Annotated in this window: 14 protein-coding genes and 1 riboswitch; of the genes, 6 read left to right on the top strand and 8 right to left on the bottom strand. The window is 65.9% G+C overall.

Annotated elements, in window-relative coordinates:
• Both BX591_RS36800 and BX591_RS27685 read left to right on the top strand, forming a co-directional pair.
• The coding region (locus tag BX591_RS36800; RefSeq protein WP_208644752.1) for a hypothetical protein at window positions 1-258 on the top strand (258 nt) is incomplete at its 5' end.
• Between the two features lie 212 nt (window positions 259-470).
• A complete protein-coding gene (locus BX591_RS27685) occupies window positions 471-1,409 on the top strand; it encodes a flagellar brake protein (protein WP_111934514.1) in 939 nt (312 codons plus the stop codon).
• A 148-nt stretch (window positions 1,410-1,557) separates the two neighbouring features.
• Here BX591_RS27685 and BX591_RS27680 read toward each other — a convergent pair whose 3' ends face one another.
• From BX591_RS27680 to cobW, 4 genes are all read right to left on the bottom strand, one after another.
• Window positions 1,558-2,097 (bottom strand): vWA domain-containing protein, encoded by a 540-nt coding sequence (locus BX591_RS27680; RefSeq protein ID WP_111934513.1) that lies wholly within the window; start codon window positions 2,095-2,097, stop codon window positions 1,558-1,560.
• A 149-nt stretch (window positions 2,098-2,246) separates the two neighbouring features.
• Window positions 2,247-3,479 (bottom strand): magnesium chelatase ATPase subunit I, encoded by a 1,233-nt coding sequence (locus BX591_RS27675; protein ID WP_111934512.1) that lies wholly within the window; start codon window positions 3,477-3,479, stop codon window positions 2,247-2,249.
• Window positions 3,476-7,282, bottom strand: a complete 3,807-nt coding sequence (cobN, locus tag BX591_RS27670; RefSeq protein WP_111934511.1) for a cobaltochelatase subunit CobN — start codon at window positions 7,280-7,282, stop codon at window positions 3,476-3,478. The genes BX591_RS27675 and cobN overlap by 4 nt, the downstream gene beginning before the upstream one ends.
• 6 nt (window positions 7,283-7,288) lie before the next feature.
• On the bottom strand, window positions 7,289-8,380 hold the full coding sequence (gene cobW / locus BX591_RS27665) for a cobalamin biosynthesis protein CobW (protein WP_111934523.1): 1,092 nt from the start codon (window positions 8,378-8,380) through the stop codon (window positions 7,289-7,291).
• A 94-nt stretch (window positions 8,381-8,474) separates the two neighbouring features.
• Window positions 8,475-8,752: riboswitch (cobalamin riboswitch) on the bottom strand.
• Between the two features lie 226 nt (window positions 8,753-8,978).
• Here cobW and BX591_RS36795 point away from each other — a divergent pair.
• Genes BX591_RS36795 through bluB form a run of 4 tightly spaced genes read left to right on the top strand, consistent with a single transcriptional unit; the run spans window position 8,979 to window position 11,957 of the window.
• A complete protein-coding gene (locus BX591_RS36795; RefSeq protein ID WP_176343130.1) occupies window positions 8,979-9,401 on the top strand; it encodes a cobalamin biosynthesis protein in 423 nt (140 codons plus the stop codon).
• Window positions 9,398-10,000, top strand: a complete 603-nt coding sequence (gene cobO / locus BX591_RS27655; protein WP_111934509.1) for a cob(I)yrinic acid a,c-diamide adenosyltransferase — start codon at window positions 9,398-9,400, stop codon at window positions 9,998-10,000. The genes BX591_RS36795 and cobO overlap by 4 nt, the downstream gene beginning before the upstream one ends.
• A gap of 3 nt (window positions 10,001-10,003) precedes the next feature.
• A complete protein-coding gene (locus BX591_RS27650) occupies window positions 10,004-11,302 on the top strand; it encodes a cobyrinic acid a,c-diamide synthase CobB (protein ID WP_111934508.1) in 1,299 nt (432 codons plus the stop codon).
• On the top strand, window positions 11,286-11,957 hold the full coding sequence (bluB, locus tag BX591_RS27645; RefSeq protein ID WP_111934507.1) for a 5,6-dimethylbenzimidazole synthase: 672 nt from the start codon (window positions 11,286-11,288) through the stop codon (window positions 11,955-11,957). The genes BX591_RS27650 and bluB overlap by 17 nt, the downstream gene beginning before the upstream one ends.
• Window positions 11,958-11,983: 26 nt before the next feature.
• Here bluB and BX591_RS27640 read toward each other — a convergent pair whose 3' ends face one another.
• The 4 genes from BX591_RS27640 to BX591_RS27625 all read right to left on the bottom strand — a co-directional run bounded on the left by BX591_RS27640 (window position 11,984) and on the right by BX591_RS27625 (window position 17,458).
• On the bottom strand, window positions 11,984-12,592 hold the full coding sequence (locus BX591_RS27640; protein WP_111934506.1) for a DUF4136 domain-containing protein: 609 nt from the start codon (window positions 12,590-12,592) through the stop codon (window positions 11,984-11,986).
• Between the two features lie 40 nt (window positions 12,593-12,632).
• On the bottom strand, window positions 12,633-15,188 hold the full coding sequence (locus tag BX591_RS27635; protein WP_111934505.1) for a CHASE2 domain-containing protein: 2,556 nt from the start codon (window positions 15,186-15,188) through the stop codon (window positions 12,633-12,635).
• Between the two features lie 66 nt (window positions 15,189-15,254).
• Window positions 15,255-16,724: a FecR domain-containing protein gene (locus BX591_RS27630; RefSeq protein WP_111934504.1), complete on the bottom strand. Its 1,470-nt coding sequence runs from the start codon at window positions 16,722-16,724 to the stop codon at window positions 15,255-15,257.
• Window positions 16,721-17,458: a response regulator transcription factor gene (locus tag BX591_RS27625; protein WP_111934503.1), complete on the bottom strand. Its 738-nt coding sequence runs from the start codon at window positions 17,456-17,458 to the stop codon at window positions 16,721-16,723. Before BX591_RS27625 ends, BX591_RS27630 begins: the two co-directional genes overlap by 4 nt.
• Between the last annotated feature and the right edge of the window lie 46 nt (window positions 17,459-17,504).

Below are 17,504 nucleotides of genomic sequence, written 5' to 3'. Positions count from 1 at the left end.
TTTCGCTTTACGGCAGATTCCGGAGAATCCGCCTCGCGTCTCGCATCAAGCGCCCACACTTATCGGCTGTTAATTTTTAAAGATCGATACGCATTCACTACCGCACCAGCACCGTGTCGCCAACTTCACAACTACCCGGCACTGCTTCGTTCTGCGTCGCTGCATATGCAGCAGAGAAACGAGATTATGGAGATAGGCTCGCAGGCCGTCAACCCCCTTCGCGCAATATTTTCCGAAGACGAAGAAGCGGCTCGATGAACCACTGCGACTCCCCCTCGAAATTAGTTAGCCATCCGATTTAACCTGAATCGTGCCGAAGGAACACCTCACTCGTATCGATCAGAATATGATCTCTTTCAAAATCAACACCATAGCGACGACACGAAGATCCTCCAACGATCGGGAACTAAAGTTTTTCGCGATTCTTCCGTCAACCATAGATATCCCGTCACTCACAAAAATAGCCGACCATGGACAATCCAGTCGAGCAACACTCCGAGGAAAACCCGCCCGCCGCTCCGTCGGCGGCTCTATTAATGGACGCGGTGCCGGTCGGCGCACCGCTCGAATGGCCGATCGTCGACGCCGACGGCACGCTCCTGTTTACCAACGGGACCATTCTCGCGACCACGGACGAGCGCAACTTCCTGTTCACGCACTTCCAGCCGCATCGCGGCGACTTGCTGGACGGAACGGCGCACGAGCCGGCCGAGGTCGAACCTTACGCCGATCCCGCCAACCCGTTGACGATCAAGGATATGCACCTGGAAATCGGTGCACTGATTGGCGTGCGGTCGAAAGTTGGCAGCGGCGCGCCCATGCATCCAAGCCGGATTATCGGTTTTGCGCCGAATCACGCGTTATTCGTCACGCCGCCACTGCATCAAGGTCGGATCCTGCCGCTGGGGCTGGGTGAGAACATCGAAATCGTCGCGATAGCGAGCCATGCGGTGTTCCGCTTCGTCTGCACGGTCGAGGCGATCTGCCGTTCGCCGTTCGACTACGTCGTGCTGTCGAAGCCCGGCGTGATCCGTCGCCTGCGCGAACGCAAGTCGATTCGCGTCAATACGCACCTTGCGGTGCGTTTCGGTATCGGCGAAACGGGGGAAACGTATGAAGGCCTCGGGCTCGCGAAGGGGATCAGCGCGCTCGGCATGTCGCTGGCCGCTTCGTGGACCGTGGGCACGGTGGGTGAGCGGCTGCGGGTCGCCTTCCGCTTGAAGTCCGCGGAAATGGACACCGAGATCGAAACCACGGCGGTGATCCGCAACGTGCACAAAGCCGGCAGTCCGGGCGAGCCGGCAACGCATGGGCTCGAATTCGACCAGCTCGACACGGCGCAGCAAATGGCGATGAAAGTCTTCGTGTTCGATCGTCAGGACGATGTGTCGCATTGGACGAACGGTTGATGCGAGGGCAAAGCGGCAAGTGGCATGGCGGTCGGGGGGCGTTGGTCGGCTCGGTTGGTTACGGCGTTCGGCCGGCGCCGTTGGTCTGAGCGTTTGGTCTGAGCGTCTGGTCGAAGCCCTCTATCAGATCACCTCGCCGGCCACTCAATCAGCCAATCAACTCTTCCGCCGTCACATACCGCGCGCCCCAGCCATCGGCGAGAGATGCACACCGCCCCAGCCTTATCGCGCCCTGCTCGAAATCGACCCATACGATCTGATCCACATCGCGCGGCCGCGCCGGTTCATCGCTCGTGCGGCCGTCGGTCAAGATCCACAGCCAGCGCTGCTGGGCAGGCTTGCGGCGCGCACTGTCTTGCAGCAACCGCGCCGCTCGCCCGACACCGACCGCAAGCGGCGTCCCGCCGCCACCGCCCACCGGCCTGAGCCACCGCTCGTTCCACCAGCGCGGCACGGCCGGGCCGAAACGCACGTCCGCGTCCGAACCGCCGAAACAGACCAACGCCGCCTCGGCACGCGCGGTGCTCGCACGGTCGAACAACGCGATCAGCAGCCCTTTGGCGAGCGCGAGCCGCTCTCCGGTCAGCATCGATGCGGAGCAATCGAGCAAGAAACAATGCAGCACGCCGCCGCGCGGCGCTTCTCGCACGAACCGCAGATGTTCCGCGCGCAGCATCTGCCGGCGCATTGCCGCAAGCGTGGGCGGCCACGCTATGCGCTTGCCCTGCTTGTCGACCGATCGATCACGCGGACCCGAAAGCGGCCCGGCGTTCGTGCGCGCGCCTTGCCGCCATCGAAAACCGCTACGTGAATCAGCGGCTGCGCCCTTCCGATGGCTCAGCGTTTTTTTACGCTGAGCGGTACGACGCCTTTGACTTGAGTGGTACCGGCAGGCTCGGGCGGTAGATAACCCCAGTCGGCTTCGCTGGAATCACCACGGGAGGCATGAGCACCGAACGACGACACCCCAGCGCCTTGCGAAGACGCCGACGACGCAGCAGACGCAGCAGACGCAGCAGACGACGAAGCCGCCCCCCGCCGCTCAACCTCACCCCCACTCCGCCCTTGCCGCCCGGCATCCGCATCACGCGTCTCAACCTGCGTCGAATCCTCACGCCGATGACGCCGATGAACCAGCACCGCCTCGGCGACACGATCCACATGCTCCACCGTCACCGCCGCGGCCTGTTCCAGCGCCGCCAACGCCCGCGCCGCGCGCAGCATCACGAGATCGGCGCGCAGACCGTCGACGGCCGCGCCGATACACAACGCGCTGACCCGCGCGTGCACCGCGTCGTCGAACGCGAGTTGCGGCAGCGTCGACCGGGCGGTCTGAATTTGCCGCACATAAAGCGCCTGCTGCTGCGCATAGGCCGCGCGAAAGCCCTGCGAATCGAGATCGAACGCAAGTCGCGCTTTCACGATCTGCTGGCGCACCGACGGCTCAAAACAGTTTTGCAATTCGACCATCAACCCGAAGCGGTCGATGAGTTGCGGCCGCAACTCTCCCTCTTCCGGATTCATCGTGCCGATCAGCACGAAGCTCGCGTCGTGGCTATGCGAAACACCGTCCCGTTCGACGGTATTCACGCCGCTCGCCGCCGCGTCGAGCAAGGCATCGACGAGCGCATCCGGCAGCAGATTGACTTCGTCCACATACAGTACGCCGCGATGTGCCTTCGCCAGCAAGCCGGGTGAGAAGCGCACCGCGCCGTCGCGCAGCACGGTTTCGATATCGAGTGTGCCGATCAGGCGGTCTTCGCTCGCGCCGAGCGGCAGGTTCACCAATTGGCCTTCAGGCAGTAATTCAGCCAGCGCGCGCGCCGCGGTCGACTTCGCCGTGCCGCGCGGGCCGGTGACCAGCACGCCGCCCAAACCCGGATCGATCGCCGCCAGCAGAAGCGCCTGCTGCAATGGCGCCTGCCCGACCAGCGCGGCAAAAGGAAACGCGGGCCGCGCGTTCGCGCCTTGGTTCGTGCCTTGGTCCACACATTCGTTCACGCCTTGCCTCACAGCTTGAATCTCCCCCTGCTGCGCGCCCCGATCCACGCCCTGATCCGATGCACTCATCTCCGCGCCCCCTCAATCTGCTGCTCACTCGCGAGCAAATGCCGCTCAACCTGCCCGCGATACTCGCCAGGCGTCTGCCACAACCCTCGCTGCATCGCTTCGAGCAGCCGCTCGCAAATCGAATGTAGCGCATGCGGATTGTGCCGCTGCAAGAACTCGCGCGTATCCGCGTCGTTCAGATAGGCATCGGCGACCAGCGCATATTGATGATCCGCGACCACGCGCGCGGTCGCGTCATAACCGTACAGATAGTCCACGGTCGCGGCGATTTCCGCCGCCCCCTTGTAGCCGTGACGCTTCACGCCGTCGAGCCATTTCGGATTGATCACGCGCGAGCGAATCACTCGCGCGATTTCCTCATGCAGCGTGCGCACGCGCGGCGCGGCCGGGTTGCTGTGATCGGCGTGATACACGCTCGGCTGATCACCGGCCAGATGCCGCACGGCCGCGACCATGCCGCCCTGAAACTGGTAATAGTCGTTCGAATCGAGCAGATCGTGCTCGCGGTTGTCCTGGTTCTGCAGCACCACATCCATGGCGGCGAGGCGCTCGCCGAACGCTTGCCGCGCTTCCTCGCCCGCGCTCTTCTGCGTGTACGCGTAGCCGCCCCACGCCTGATACGCCTTCGCGAGATCGGCGTCGGTCTGCCATTGCTGCGAGTCGATCATGTCCTGCAGGCCCGCGCCGTACGCGCCGGGCCGCGCGCTGAACACGCGCCAGCCGGCGCGCCGGCGCGCTTGCGCGGCGTCCATGCCGCGCGCGATCAACGCGTCGCGTTCGCGCAGCACGCGCGCGCGAATCGGATTCAGCGCCTCCGGCTCGTCGAGTTCGGCCACGGCTTGCACGGCGGCGTCGAACAGATGCATCACGTTGGCGAACGCATCGCGGAAAAAGCCGGAGACGCGTAGCGTCACGTCGATACGCGGCCGGTCGAACGCGTCGATCGGCATGATCTCGAAGTCGGTCACGCGATGACTGCCCGGCGCCCACTTCGGCCGCACGCCGAGCAACGCAAGCGCCTGGGCGATATCGTCGCCGCCGGTGCGCATCGTCGCGGTGCCCCACACCGACAGGCCGATGGCGCGCGGATAGTCGCCTTTCTCCTGCAAATGCCGTTCGATCAGTTGCTTTGCGGACTTCAATCCGAGCGACCAGGCGGCTTGCGTCGGGATCGCGCGTGTGTCGACGGAATAGAAATTGCGGCCGGTAGGCAGCACGTCAGGGCGCCCGCGCGACGGCGATCCGCTCGGCCCCGGCGGCACGAACCGCCCTTCGAGGCCACGCTTGAACTGCATCATTTCCTGTGGACCGCACGCGTCGAGCCGCGGCAACACATCGTTACGCAGACGCTCGATCACCCGCTCCGCTTGCGGCAAAGTTCCGGCAGGCGGCGTTAAATCCGCCCCAGCGACGCCATCCCCACACACGCCGCGCAACATCTCCGCTGCCAGCAATTCCAGCCGCTCGCGCGTATCGCCGCGATGCCGCCACGGCGCATCACTCACGCGCTGCAACACCTCGGGACGCGGCCCGTCCCACACCGCCGACCAATCCACCGACAACGGATCGAACAGATGATCCATCCGTAGATCGCGCGCCAGCGCATCGATCAAACCGGCCTTGCCGCCTTGGCCGTCGCCGACGGGAAAGCGCCCCAGCGCGAGCAACGTATCGCGCCGTTGCACACCGCGAGGCGATTGGCCGAACGTGTGCAAACCGTCACGAATCTGCGCCTCTTTCAGCTCGCACAGCCAGGCGTCGACGCGTGTCAGCAGCGTATCTTCAGCGTCCTGCCCGTTCGGCGCCGCGAGACTCAGCTCTTCATGCAACTTATGTTCGACGATGGTCGCCAGAATCGTGCGCCGCAACAGCTTCGAGCGGCGCGGATCGACCATCAGCGCTTCGTAGTATTCGTCGACCTGGCGTTCGAGGTCCTGCAATGGCCCGTACGTTTCGGCACGCGTGAGCGGCGGCATCAGATGATCGACGATCACGGCCTGCGCACGCCGCTTCGCCTGGCTGCCCTCGCCCGGATCGTTGACGATGAACGGATACAGATGCGGCATCGGCCCGAGAATCAGATCGGGCCAGCACGCGTCGCTCAGCGCCACGCTCTTGCCGGGCAGCCACTCGAGATTACCGTGCTTGCCGACATGCACGACCGCATCGATCCCGAACTGATGACGCAGCCAGAAATAGAACGCGAGGTACGCATGCGGCGGCACGAGTTCGGCGTCGTGATAGCTCGCGTAATCGCCCTGCTCGCGCGAACGCGACGGCTGAATGCCGACGAACACTTGCCCGCAGCGCCATCCCGCGATCATGAAGCGGCCGCGCCGCAACGTCGGGTCCTGCTCGGGCGCGCCCCAACGCGCGTTCAACGCCGCGCGCGCCTCGGCGGGCAACGCGTTGAAGTAAGTCAGATAGTCGTCGAGCGCGAGGCTTTGCAACGCGGGCCGCAGATCACGCACCACCGGGTCGTTGGTCACGCCTTCGGTAAGCTTTTGCAACAGCGCGCCGCCGTCGGCGGGCAAATCGGCGAGACGATAACCCTCGTCGCGCAGCATCGCCAGAATGCCGACCACCGAAGCCGGTGTGTCGAGTCCCACGCCATTGCCGATCCGACCTTCGCTCATCGGATAGTTGGCGAGAATCAGCGCGAGTTTCTTGTCCGCGTTGTCGAGCGTGCCGAGTCGGCACCAGCGGCGGCTCAGTTTGGCGAGAAAGCCCACCCGTTCGAGATCCGGCTGATAGCGCACCACATCGACTTCGGTGTGCGGACAGCGATAGGCCAGGCCCTTGAAACTGATCGCACGCGTGATGATCCGCCCGTCCACTTCCGGCAGCGCGATATGCATCGCGATATCGCGCGAATTGAGGCCCTGGTTGTCCTTCAGCCAGTCCTCGCGATTGCCGCCGCTCAGAATCACCTGCAGCACCGGCGCATCGCCGGCAAGCGCGAGCGGTTCGGGATCGTCGATCGCGGCGGCGGCAAACGCGGTCGTGTTCAGCACCAGCGCAACCTTATGTTGCGCGCACAACGACTGCACGACGTCGCGGCTCAGCGCATCTTTCAGCGAGGTGATCGCGATCGGCAGCGGATTGAGCCCTTGCGCTTCGAGCGCGTCGATCAGCGCATCGAACACCGCCGTATTGGCCGCCTGCAGATGCGCCTTGTAGAACAGGATCGCCGCCACCGGCGCGCCGTCACGCCAGCGCGCCTGCCAGTCGGCCACGCTCGGCGTATCGCGCTCGGGGTGATAGAGCGTGGCGGCGGGCAACGCGCGCGGCGGCGCCGGTTCACGTCCCCAGCCGAAGGTGCGGTGCGCGATGCAGCGCAAAAACGCTTCCGCATTCTGCGCGCCGCCTTCGCGCAGATAACGCCACAACTGATGGCACAGATCGGCGTCCGCGGTGCTGCGTGCCAGTAGATTGGGATCTTCCTGCAGGTCGCCGGAAAACATCGCGAGCGTCTGCTGCTTACGCTCGGCGAGCGCCACCACCTGCTCGATGCCGTACGGCCAATACGCCTCGCCGCCGAGATGATCGACCACCACCACGCGCGCATGCTGCAACACGTCTTCGACATAGAAGTCGACCGAAGCCGGTTGCCGCAGATACGTGACGTTCGCGAGCCGCAGGCTCGGAAAGCCGTCACCCAGACGCGCCACCACGCTCGCCAGCAACGACAGCGTGGTGTCGGCGGAACTGAGCACGACGATCTCGGCAGGCTGCTGATCGATACGGATCACGCCTTGCGTATCGTCGACAAAACCGCCCGGCGTCGTGCGCAGCAGATGCATGTGCGCTTACGCCTGTTGCGCAGCGTGGCTGGACGAGACGCCCAGTGCAACGTCGAACGCGCGTTGCAGCGCGGCCTGGTCGAGGTCCTCGCCGATCAGCACGAAGCGGCTGCGGCCGCCTTCGCCGGCCTGCCAGCGTCGATCGAAATAGCTGTCGAAGCGGCGGCCCACGCCTTGAATCACCAGCCGCATCGGCGCGCCGGGCAACGCCGCGAAGCCCTTCACGCGGTAAATCGTGTTGGCTTCCACAAGCGCCTGCAACGCGGCGATCACCGCTTCGCGCGACGGCGCATCCGCCTGCACCACCACCGAATCGAACTCGTCGTGATGGTGATCGGCGTCCTCGGCGGAACCGTGGTGGTCGTGGCGCAAATGGATCGTTTCTTCCGACGCCGCTTCGAGCCCGAGCAACGTATGCAGATCGAGCTGACCCATGTGGGCGCGCACGATCTTCACCTGCGGCGGAATCTCTTCGCGGATCAACGCCTCGACCGCGCCTTGCTGCGCGTCGTCGAGCAGATCGGTCTTGTTCAGAATCACCAGATCGGCCGCGGACAACTGGTCTTCGAACAGTTCGTGCAGCGGCGATTCGTGATCGAGATTCGGATCGGCCTGGCGCTGAGCGTCCACGGCAAGCGGATTGTCGGCGAACTGGCCGCTCGCGGCAGCGGGGCCGTCCACCACCGTCACCACCGCGTCGACGGTGAAGCTGTTCTTGATCTGCGGCCAGTTGAACGCCTGCACGAGCGGCTTGGGCAACGCGAGGCCGGAGGTTTCAATCAGCACGTGATCGATCTGATCGCGGCGTTCCACGAGCTTTTCCATCACCGGGAAGAACTCTTCCTGCACGGTGCAGCACAGGCAGCCGTTCGCCAGTTCATACAGTTGACCTTCGGTTTCGACGCCGTTTTCGTCGCAACCGATGCCGCACCCCTTGAGGATTTCGCCGTCGATACCGAGCTCGCCGAACTCGTTGACGATCACCGCGATGCGCTTGCCGCCGGCATGCTGAAGAATGTGCCGCAGCAGCGTGGTCTTGCCGCTGCCGAGAAAGCCCGTGACGATGGTGACGGGAATCTTGCGCATTTGAGTTTGCATCGTGAGGTTCTTCCGTAGGAGTTGCACGGGCACGCCGGCGCGCTTCGTTTTGTGCGGAGGGGAGGTCATGAGCGCGCGCCGCATCCCCGCGGCGTTCGCTCTGCATGTTCCGGCCGGTATCCGGGCTGGCGAAAGCGCCGCTTCCCCTTCCCGGGCGAGGAGGTTCTCGCCCAGTGGTGACATGCCGACGCGGCCTTGCGCGTGGACATTGAAGCCGGCTCCGCGGCGCCGGAGACTGAACCGGACGCCGCATTTCGCTTACCGTTGCGGGGGCAGCACAGGTTGACCCGGTCGTTGCAGGCGGGCACCCTGTTTCCCGTTTAACTGCATGCGCGAGAGCGCGCACGCGAGCACCAGAAGTGCGTGCGAGTGTAGGCCCGCGACCCGCCGCCGTCAAGGCGACACCGGCCGCGAAGGCTTATCGGGCGGGGCGTCGTGTGCTATCGTATGCGCGCGCTGGGTGCCCGCTCGTGCGTTCGTGTGTGCCGTTAAACGGGAATTCGCCGTCTTGCATGACCTCGATGCCAGCCCTCGGGCACGCCCCCCTATTTCGCCTTTCCAGTCCACCGACGACATGGCGCGCCTCATGCCCGCCGCGATGAGCGCCGCGTGGCTGACTGTCGGCATCGGCTGCCGTTTGCAGAGTTCGGAAGAACAGATCGAGGCGGCCGTGCGCGCCGCGCTCGGCGCGTATCGGTTCGATCGGATTCGTGCCGTCGCCTCGATCGACAGTAAATCGCGGGAAGCCGGTTTGCTCGATTTCTGCGCACGCCATGGGTTGCCGCTGGTCTTCTTCAGCCGCGAGCAGATCGCGGCGGTGCCGGTGGAAACTGGCTCGACAGCGGCAAAAACCCATCTCGGCGTGGACGGCGTGTGTGAGCCGTGCGCGCTGCTGGCGGCGGCCGCCGAGCCGGCCGCGTCGCGAGCCCGCCTTATCGTACGCAAGACTATCCATGCCGGTGTGACCGTGGCTATCGCCGCCTCCGCCGACCACGCCAACCAACCACAGAACCCGCCATGAAAACCGATCCCGACTCCCATCAACGGATGACCGAGCGCCGGCGCGAAGGCCACGAAAAGAAACAGGCCCAGGCCACCGTCGAAAAGGGTCTGCTGATCGTCAACACCGGCACCGGCAAGGGCAAAACCACGGCCGCGTTCGGCATGGCCGTGCGCGTGCTCGGCCACGGCATGCGGCTCGGCGTCGTGCAGTTCATCAAGGGTGCGTTGCATACGTCGGAGCGCGATTTCCTCGGCGCGATCGCCCACTGCGATTTCGTCACGATGGGCGACGGCTACACGTGGAACACGCAGAATCGCGACGCCGACATCGCCACCGCGCGCAAAGGCTGGGACGAAGCGCGCCGGATGATCGAAAGCGGCGATTACCAGATGGTGATCCTCGACGAGCTGAACACCGTCCTCAAGTACGAATATCTGCCGCTCGACGAAGTCCTCGCCGTGTTGAACGCGCGCGCCGGGATGCTGCATGTGGTCGTGACCGGCCGTCACGCGCCGGACGCGCTGATCGAAGCCGCCGACCTCGTCACCGAAATGCGCATCGTCAAGCATCCGTACCGCGAGCAAGGCGTGAAAGCGCAACGCGGCGTGGAGTTTTAAGCCGTGTCCGCATGCCCCGCGCTGTTCATCAGCGCGCCCGCCTCGGGACAAGGCAAGACCACGATCACCGCCGGCCTCGCACGCTATCACCGGCGTGAGGGACGGCGCGTACGCGTGTTCAAGACCGGCCCGGACTTTCTCGATCCGATGATTCTTTCACGCGCGAGCGGCGCGCCGGTGCTGTCGCTCGATCTGTGGATGGTCGGCGAGCCCGCGTGCCGCGCGTTGCTCGCGCAGGCGGCGACGGAAGCGGACCTGATCCTGATCGAAGGCGTGATGGGCCTGTTCGACGGCACGCCGAGCAGCGCCGATCTCGCCACCGCGTTCGGCGTGCCGGTGCTCGCGGTGATTTCGGCCAAAGCGATGGCGCAGACCTTCGGCGCGGTCGCCTTCGGACTCGCGCAATTCCGGCCGCAGGTGCCTTTTTACGGCGTGCTCGCGAATCGCGTCGGCTCCGCGCGGCACGCGCAGATGCTTGAAGAAGCCTTGCCGCCCGGACTACGCTGGTGCGGCCACATTGCCGCCTGCGACGAAATCCAGTTGCCGGATCGCCACCTCGGTCTACACCAGGCGGCCGAGATCGACGATCTGGACGCACGCCTCGATCGCGCCGCCGACACGCTGGGCGACACCGCGCTGGCCACGCTGCCGCCGCCGGTCGAGTTCGGCCCGCCCGCAACGCTCGAAACGCCACGTCTGCTGCAAGGCCAAACGATCGCGATCGCGCGCGACGCCGCGTTCTCTTTTATCTACCCGGCCAACCTCACGCTACTGGAAGCGCTCGGCGCGCGGCTCGCCTACTTCTCGCCGCTCGCCGACGAAGCCATCCCGCCCGACGCCGACTCGCTCTATCTGCCGGGCGGCTATCCGGAACTGCACGCGGCGACGCTGGCAGGCAACCCGCGTAGTGCCGCGACCATTCGCGCGCACGTGGCGGCCGGCAAACCGGTCGTCGCCGAGTGCGGCGGCATGCTGTATCTGCTCGACCAGCTCACCGACACGCACGGCACCAGCACGCCGATGCTCGGCCTGCTGCCCGGTCACGCAACCATGCAAACACGCTTCACCGCGCTCGGCATGCAACAGCTCGACGGCGCGCACGGCACGCTGACCGGCCACACCTTTCACTATTCCAGGCTGAGCACGCCGCTCACCCCGTCGCGCCACGCCACGCGGCCGAACAGCGCGACATCGGGCGAAGCCCTATATCGCCACGGCGCCATCGTGGCAACCTATATGCACGCTTACTGGCCCTCCAACCCGGCCTTCACGGCCGCCCTGTTCCATGGCAACGCCTTTTAACGATTCCGAGCGCGACGCCGTCTATCGCGCCATTTATGAACGCCGCGACATGCGCCACTTCGTGCGCGATCCAGTCGATCCAGCGGTCCTGCAGCGCCTGCTCGACGCGGCGCATCACGCACCGAGCGTCGGTTATATGCAGCCGTGGCGGATCGCGCGCATTACCGATCCAGCGCTGCGCACGGCCTTGCACGCCACCGTCGAAAGCGAACGGCTGGCCACCGCCGACGCGCTCGGCCAACGTCGCGAGGAATTCATGAAGCTGAAAGTGGAAGGCATGCTGGAGTGCGGCGAACTGCTGGTGATGGCGCTGATGGATGGCCGCGAGCGGCATATTTTCGGCCGCCGCACGTTACCGGAGATGGACCTCGCATCGGTCGCGTGCGCGATCCAGAACATGTGGCTGGCCGCGCGGGCGGAAGGATTGGGGATGGGCTGGGTGTCGCTGTTCGACGTCGACACGGTTCGCGCGTTGCTGCATATGCCGGCGGGCGCGCGGCCGGTGGCGATTCTGTGTCTTGGCCACGTCGACCGGTTTTATAGCGAGCCGATGCTTGAAACCGAGCGCTGGGCGAGCCGCCTGCCGCTCACCGAATGCGTGTTTGAAAACCGCTGGCCGGAAGAGGCGCAGGGTCCTGTGGTTGGGCTGAAATAGAACAGCGGCGCAGCAAACTCCGAACGTCAAGGCTGCAGTGCCTTCACCGACACCACGTCGGGTACGCCGCTCGTTTTATCCGCGCGCAATGTCACGCGCCAGTCCGCCGGCGGCGCGAACGGCAACTTCGCCAGCGCGCTTTTCACGAGCGCCGGTGCGGCGTGCAGCGGATCGGCATCGCGATCGCTGCTGACCGCGCTGACCTTGTAGACCTCCTGGCCGGTCGCGCGCTCGAAAAACCTCAACGTCAAGGCGTGCCGGTACGCCGGGCCGCCGAACAGCGCGAACGGCGCATCCGGCTGATGGCCGCAGTCGCCCGGCGCGCAATCCTCCACATCGACGCCGATCGCCGCCGGGCGGGTGTCGTATGCGACCGACAGCAGATAGCGCGCGGATCCACCCGGCATCTCGGCGAAGCCCTGTCTCGCCAACACGTCGCGCAACAGACCCTCGAAATGCAGATGATCCGCGCTGGCATCCTGCGACGGCATGCGCGTGAGCGCATAGGTTCGCTCGCCTTGCAGCGCCGCCGCGGCATCCGTGGCGTGAGCGGTGTGCACGTCGGCGCTCAGGCCCGCACAACCGGTAAGACTCGCCGCGGCCAGCGCGGCACAGATCAGGATTGCTTTCACCATCTTCTCGCTTCGGTAAAGTGCGTATTCATCATCTTTCTTGTCAGGCACGCGGCAAGGCGGAGGCCTCGAATTGCGCGTCGTCGAGCGCCGGTATCATGATCGTGAACGCCGTGCCCTTGCCGGGCGCGCTGACTACCTCGACGTCGCCGCCATGACGCGTCACGACAGTCTTCACGAATGCCATGCCCAATCCCGCGCCGCCTACTTCGGGCCGCTCGGTCTCGTGAAAGCGCCGGAACCGCTCGAACAACCCGGCCTGCTGTTCGATCGGAATGCCGTAGCCTTCGTCGCGAATCGTGCACGACACACACCGGGCAGCGCCGGCTACGGAGGTCGATTCAACGGTCGCGAGGCTGCACGTGATCCGCGTGTCCGGCGGGCTGTACTTGACTGCGTTGTTCAGAATGTTGACGAGGGCGCGCGTGATCAGCGAGCGGTCGGCGCAGATCCAGTGGCCTTCTTCTTCTGCCTTGGCGTTGGCATCGCCCGGCGTTTGCACTTGCGTCTGAGCTTGCGTTCCCGCGCCGGCGTCAGTCTGCAGCGTGATGCGTTTGGCGTGCGCCTGCGGCCAGACCTCGTCGCTGGCGTCGATCAGCAGCTCGGCCAGACTCACCGGTTCGAGCACATACGCCTGCGATTCCGCGCGCGCCAGTTGCACGAAGTCGTCGGCGAGCGTCAGCGCCCGCTGCGCATAACGCTCGATACGCTCCAGCAAACCACGCGCGAGCACCGGCTCGTCGCGGGCACGCTCGATCTCCACCAGCGCCAGAATCGACGCCTGCGGCGAGCGCATGTCGTGCGACAGCAGCCGCAGCGCATCCTCCCGTTGACGCTCGGCCGCGTGCAGCGCCGACACGTCGACGAGACCCGCGATCCAGCCTGTCGTCTCGCCCTGTTCGTTGGTGCAATTCGCGTAGCGCAGCAGATAGTCGCACTGGTTCGCGTCCCGCACCTCGACGCCTTGCGCCATCAAGCCGGCGAATTCGCGGCGCGCCGGATCGAGCAGCGCGGGCCACTGCGCGTGTGCCAGCAGATTGTTGTCCGCGTCCGTGGCGGCGTCGCGGTCGATGGTCTTCACCAGCGTCAGCCCACCCAGCACGGCCTGCATCGGCCGGCCTTCGGGCGCGGGTGCATTGGGCAGCCGGGCGAAATGCGCCTTGGCGGCATGGTTCGCGATCAGCACGACGCCGTGCACGTCGCTCACCAGGATCGGCTCCGGCATGCTGTCGAGGCTGTCCCAGACGAAACGCTTCATGTCCTGCACGCGCTGCGCGGCCTGCGCCATCAGCGCCATGTGCTGCTCCAGCACGTCGCCGCCGAATTCGCGGCCGCGCGCGGGCGTTTCCGGCAGCAAGTGCGGCTCGTCCGCGAGACGTTGCAGTTCGCCGCGCAGATAGGCCATGGTCATTTCGAGGCGCCGCCAGTTCCAGATCGGATACACGACCACCGCGCCGACGATGGCCGGGACCGGCGACATCCAGAGCCGCGCGCCGAACAGCAAGGCGGCGCTGCCGGCCGCGGCGAGCGCGCACAGCGCACCGGTCAGCAACAGCGAGCGGCGCGGCGACAACACCAGAAACCCGGCGAGCAACGCGGCGAGCGGCACCAGCGACACCGCGCACAACACCCACGGCTCGGCCGGCTCGATCTCGCGGCCGGTCAGCAGCGCGTCGAGCACGTTCGCGTGGATATACACGCCGGGCAGCGGGCCCAGTTCGCCGGACACCGGCGTCGCGAACCGGTCGTACAGGCCGGACGCGGTCACGCCGATCAGCACGATGCGGCCGCGCAGTCGATCCGCCGGTACGTCGCCGTCGAGGACGCTCGCGAAACTTAGCCTGTTGTAGCTTTGCGTGTTCGGGCCGAAGGGGATAAGGAAGCGGCCTTCGTCGTCGCTGTCTTCGTTCTGGGCGGCCTTTGCCTTACTTCCCACCTCAGCCGGCAAGCGCTCACGCCGCAAGTCGTTCAAGCGCAGCGTGCCGCGCTCGACCGCCTGCGCGGCGGGCACCATCAGTTGCGGCCAGCGCGACGGCGCGTCGCCCTCGAATTGCGCGACGCTGCGCACAATCCCGTCGCTGTCCACTTCGAGATTGATATGTCCGAGTCCCGCCGCCGCTTGCGCCAGCGGCGCGACCGGCTCAACCACGCTGCGTTTGCCCGCGCTGTCCGGCGCGGTAAGCAGCACCGGCAGATAGGTCGGACTCAGCGCGATCGCGCGGGCCAGTGCCGCGTCTTCCCGATTGGCCTCGGTGAACAGCACGTCGTAGATCACCGCAGCGGGTTGGGCTCTCGCGATCTGCTCGAGCAGCCGCGCGTGAACGCTGCGCGGCCACGGCCAACGCCCAAGTTGCGCCACGCTCGCGTTGTCGATTTCGACCACCACGATATCGGGCAGCACGGGATGCGCGTGCAGGCTCAGAAAGCGGTCATAGACGAGGTGATCGACGCTCGCGCTCAGCCGGCCCAGTGAACTGAGCAGAATCACCACGATGCCGAGACAGCCGATCGCCACCCACTCGATCAGGAAACGGCGGCCGGCGCGCCGCCCCAGGCGGGCGCGCGGATCGAGGCTCAGACGCGTGGATGGGGTCGGCAAAGCGTGGCGTGGTCGGAATCGTTGGAGCGGGCCGACGGCCGGCCCGGTAACGGGAATCTACCAGCCTCAGCGCGCAAGCGTAAACGAGCGAACCGCGCTGCTCTTCTCATAGAAGCGGCCGTTCTCGAATTGCTCGGCGACGATCGTCCAGTAGTAGACGCCGGCCGGCAGGTCGCTCACCACCAGTTGGCCGCCCTTCAGATCGGTACGGTCAACAATCGGATGGCGCAGATCCGCGCTCGCGGCAAGCACGAAACGAAAGCGCGTCTCGACCGTGCTGCGGCTGACGAACCAGCGGAATTCATAGTCGCGACTGCCGGCACGCGGCCCCGCCGAAGCGGACAACCCAAGCTGACGCCGTTCGAACGCGTACACCTGCGGCAGACCTTCGAGCCCGTGCGCGTCGATCGCGGCGATCCGCACGAAATACGTGCCGTCGGCGAGATCGCCGAAGTCCGCATGCGGCACGCTGACGCGCAGATCGCGGATCAGGTCGAGCTGATCGGCGTCGCGGGCAATCTGCACACGGTAGCCGGGCGCCGCGCTGCCCGGTATGAGATCGAACGCGACAGTCTTGCCGTCCTGCACCCTGGCGGGCTGCGCAAGCGCCGGCGCCGCCAGCAACGCCACCGGATCGCCGATCGTGCCGCCAGTGCGCGTGACACTGCCGAAGCTGGCCCTGACGAGCTGCGCGGATGCTTGCAACGGCACGCCGGGCGGCGGCGCCGAAGCCGGCGTGTGGCCATCGAGCGTGGCCGGATCGACGCCGACCGCGCCGTCCAGCACTTCCACCGCCGTGGTGTGCGCGTCGCCGTCGTAGGCGACTTTGAAACGTGTGCCGCGCACGCCGGCCACCACGGAAGGCGAACGGATCTGGAAGCGATCGTCTTTTTTCGTCGCGTGGGTGACCTGGCTTTCGACTTCGCCGTGCTGCAGATCGAGCACGCGGTCGCCCGCGCCCGTCAGCGTGGTGCGCCGCAGCCGTGCGATGTCCACCTCGGCATCTTGTGCCACCGTCACGTGCGAGCCGTCCGGCAATTCCAGCGAAACGAAACCGTCGCGACCGGTGCGGATGTGGTCGCCTTCGCCGAGCGTCGCGCCTTCCGTGAGCGGCACGTACGGGCTCTTGCCGAAGGCGTGCTCGGCGGGACCGCTGGTCGCGATCACGCGCGCGGATTCCTGATCCTGTTTGAGCTTGTCGACCGGCAAGCGCAGCGCGGTCCCCGCCGGCATGCGGCGCGGTGCGGGCACATGATTGAGGCGACTCAGCACGGCCCAGTCGTCCGGATCGCGCAGATAATGAGCGGCGATCTCGTACAGCGTGTCGCCGTCATGAGTCACGTACTGAACGTACGATGGCGCCGTCGCCGTTGGACGCGTTTTCGCCCCGCGCGACACTTGCGCCTGCGCCGGCATCGACACGGCGCAAGTCAACGTGACCAACCCCGCGACCAAGCGCGCGCTCAGCAACACGCCACCGCCGCGGCGTTTCGAACTCGCACCGCCGCGCCCTGCCACCCCTGCGGAAACCGTCACGCCTCCCCCGCTTCAGGGGGTTCAATAGCGGCGGCCGGCTGCGTGGCGGATTCGATCCGCTCGAGGCGATAGCCATACCCGTAAATCGGCGTCAGACGATAGCCGTGCTCGGGCCGCAGGCCCAGCTTGCTGCGCAACATCGAGACGTGGGTATCCATGGTGCGCGACGGAATGTCGGTGGCCTGTTTCCAGATCACGTCGAGAATATGCGCGCGCGAAAGCGGCCGGCTCAAATGCTGGAACAGCAGCAACGCGAGCTCGAATTCCTTCTGCGTCAACGCGACGGTCGCGCCGCGCACCACCACGTGCTTGGCGCCCAGATCGAACTCGAATTCGCCGAACACTTCCTTCACCGCGGCCGGCTTCAGGTGATACGCCCGGCGCAGCAACGAGCCGACCCGCGCGAGCAGCACGGCAGCCGACACCGGTTTGACGACGTAATCGTCCGCGCCGGTATTGAGGATCGAGGTGATATCGGTTTCGCGGCCGCGGCTCGTCATGAACAGCACCGGCAGACGCTCGGAAAGGCTTTCGCGCACCCAGCGCAACACCTCTTCGCCCGACATGTCGGGCACGTTCCAGTCGAGCACCAGCAGATCGAAGGTCTGGCGCCGCAACTGCCTCACCAGCTCACGGCCCGCGCCGAATGCGTGACAGATATGGCCGGCGGCCGACAGCGTTTGACATACCAGATCGGCCTGAGCCGAATCGTCATCCAGGACAGCAATTCTCATAAAACCCCGCAACGCGACAACGTGCTACCTAACTGATGGCCGGCTG

Source organism: Paraburkholderia bryophila (genome assembly GCF_003269035.1).
GTDB lineage: Bacteria > Pseudomonadota > Gammaproteobacteria > Burkholderiales > Burkholderiaceae > Paraburkholderia > Paraburkholderia bryophila.
The sequence above is the reverse complement of the archived record's forward strand: the minus strand, read 5'-3'. Positions and strand labels throughout refer to the sequence as shown.

What these genes read in the sequence shown, in the direction of transcription:
- BX591_RS27685 (WP_111934514.1), top strand. Translation starts at nt 471, where the DNA reads ATGGACAATCCAGTCGAGCAACACTCCGAGGAAAACCCGCCCGCCGCT.
- BX591_RS27680 (WP_111934513.1), bottom strand. Translation starts at nt 2,097, where the DNA reads ATGCGCCGGCAGATGCTGCGCGCGGAACATCTGCGGTTCGTGCGAGAA.
- BX591_RS27675 (WP_111934512.1), bottom strand. Translation starts at nt 3,479, where the DNA reads ATGAGTGCATCGGATCAGGGCGTGGATCGGGGCGCGCAGCAGGGGGAG.
- cobN (WP_111934511.1), bottom strand. Translation starts at nt 7,282, where the DNA reads ATGCATCTGCTGCGCACGACGCCGGGCGGTTTTGTCGACGATACGCAA.
- cobW (WP_111934523.1), bottom strand. Translation starts at nt 8,380, where the DNA reads ATGCAAACTCAAATGCGCAAGATTCCCGTCACCATCGTCACGGGCTTT.
- BX591_RS36795 (WP_176343130.1), top strand. Translation starts at nt 8,979, where the DNA reads ATGAGCGCCGCGTGGCTGACTGTCGGCATCGGCTGCCGTTTGCAGAGT.
- cobO (WP_111934509.1), top strand. Translation starts at nt 9,398, where the DNA reads ATGAAAACCGATCCCGACTCCCATCAACGGATGACCGAGCGCCGGCGC.
- bluB (WP_111934507.1), top strand. Translation starts at nt 11,286, where the DNA reads ATGGCAACGCCTTTTAACGATTCCGAGCGCGACGCCGTCTATCGCGCC.
- BX591_RS27640 (WP_111934506.1), bottom strand. Translation starts at nt 12,592, where the DNA reads ATGGTGAAAGCAATCCTGATCTGTGCCGCGCTGGCCGCGGCGAGTCTT.
- BX591_RS27625 (WP_111934503.1), bottom strand. Translation starts at nt 17,458, where the DNA reads ATGAGAATTGCTGTCCTGGATGACGATTCGGCTCAGGCCGATCTGGTA.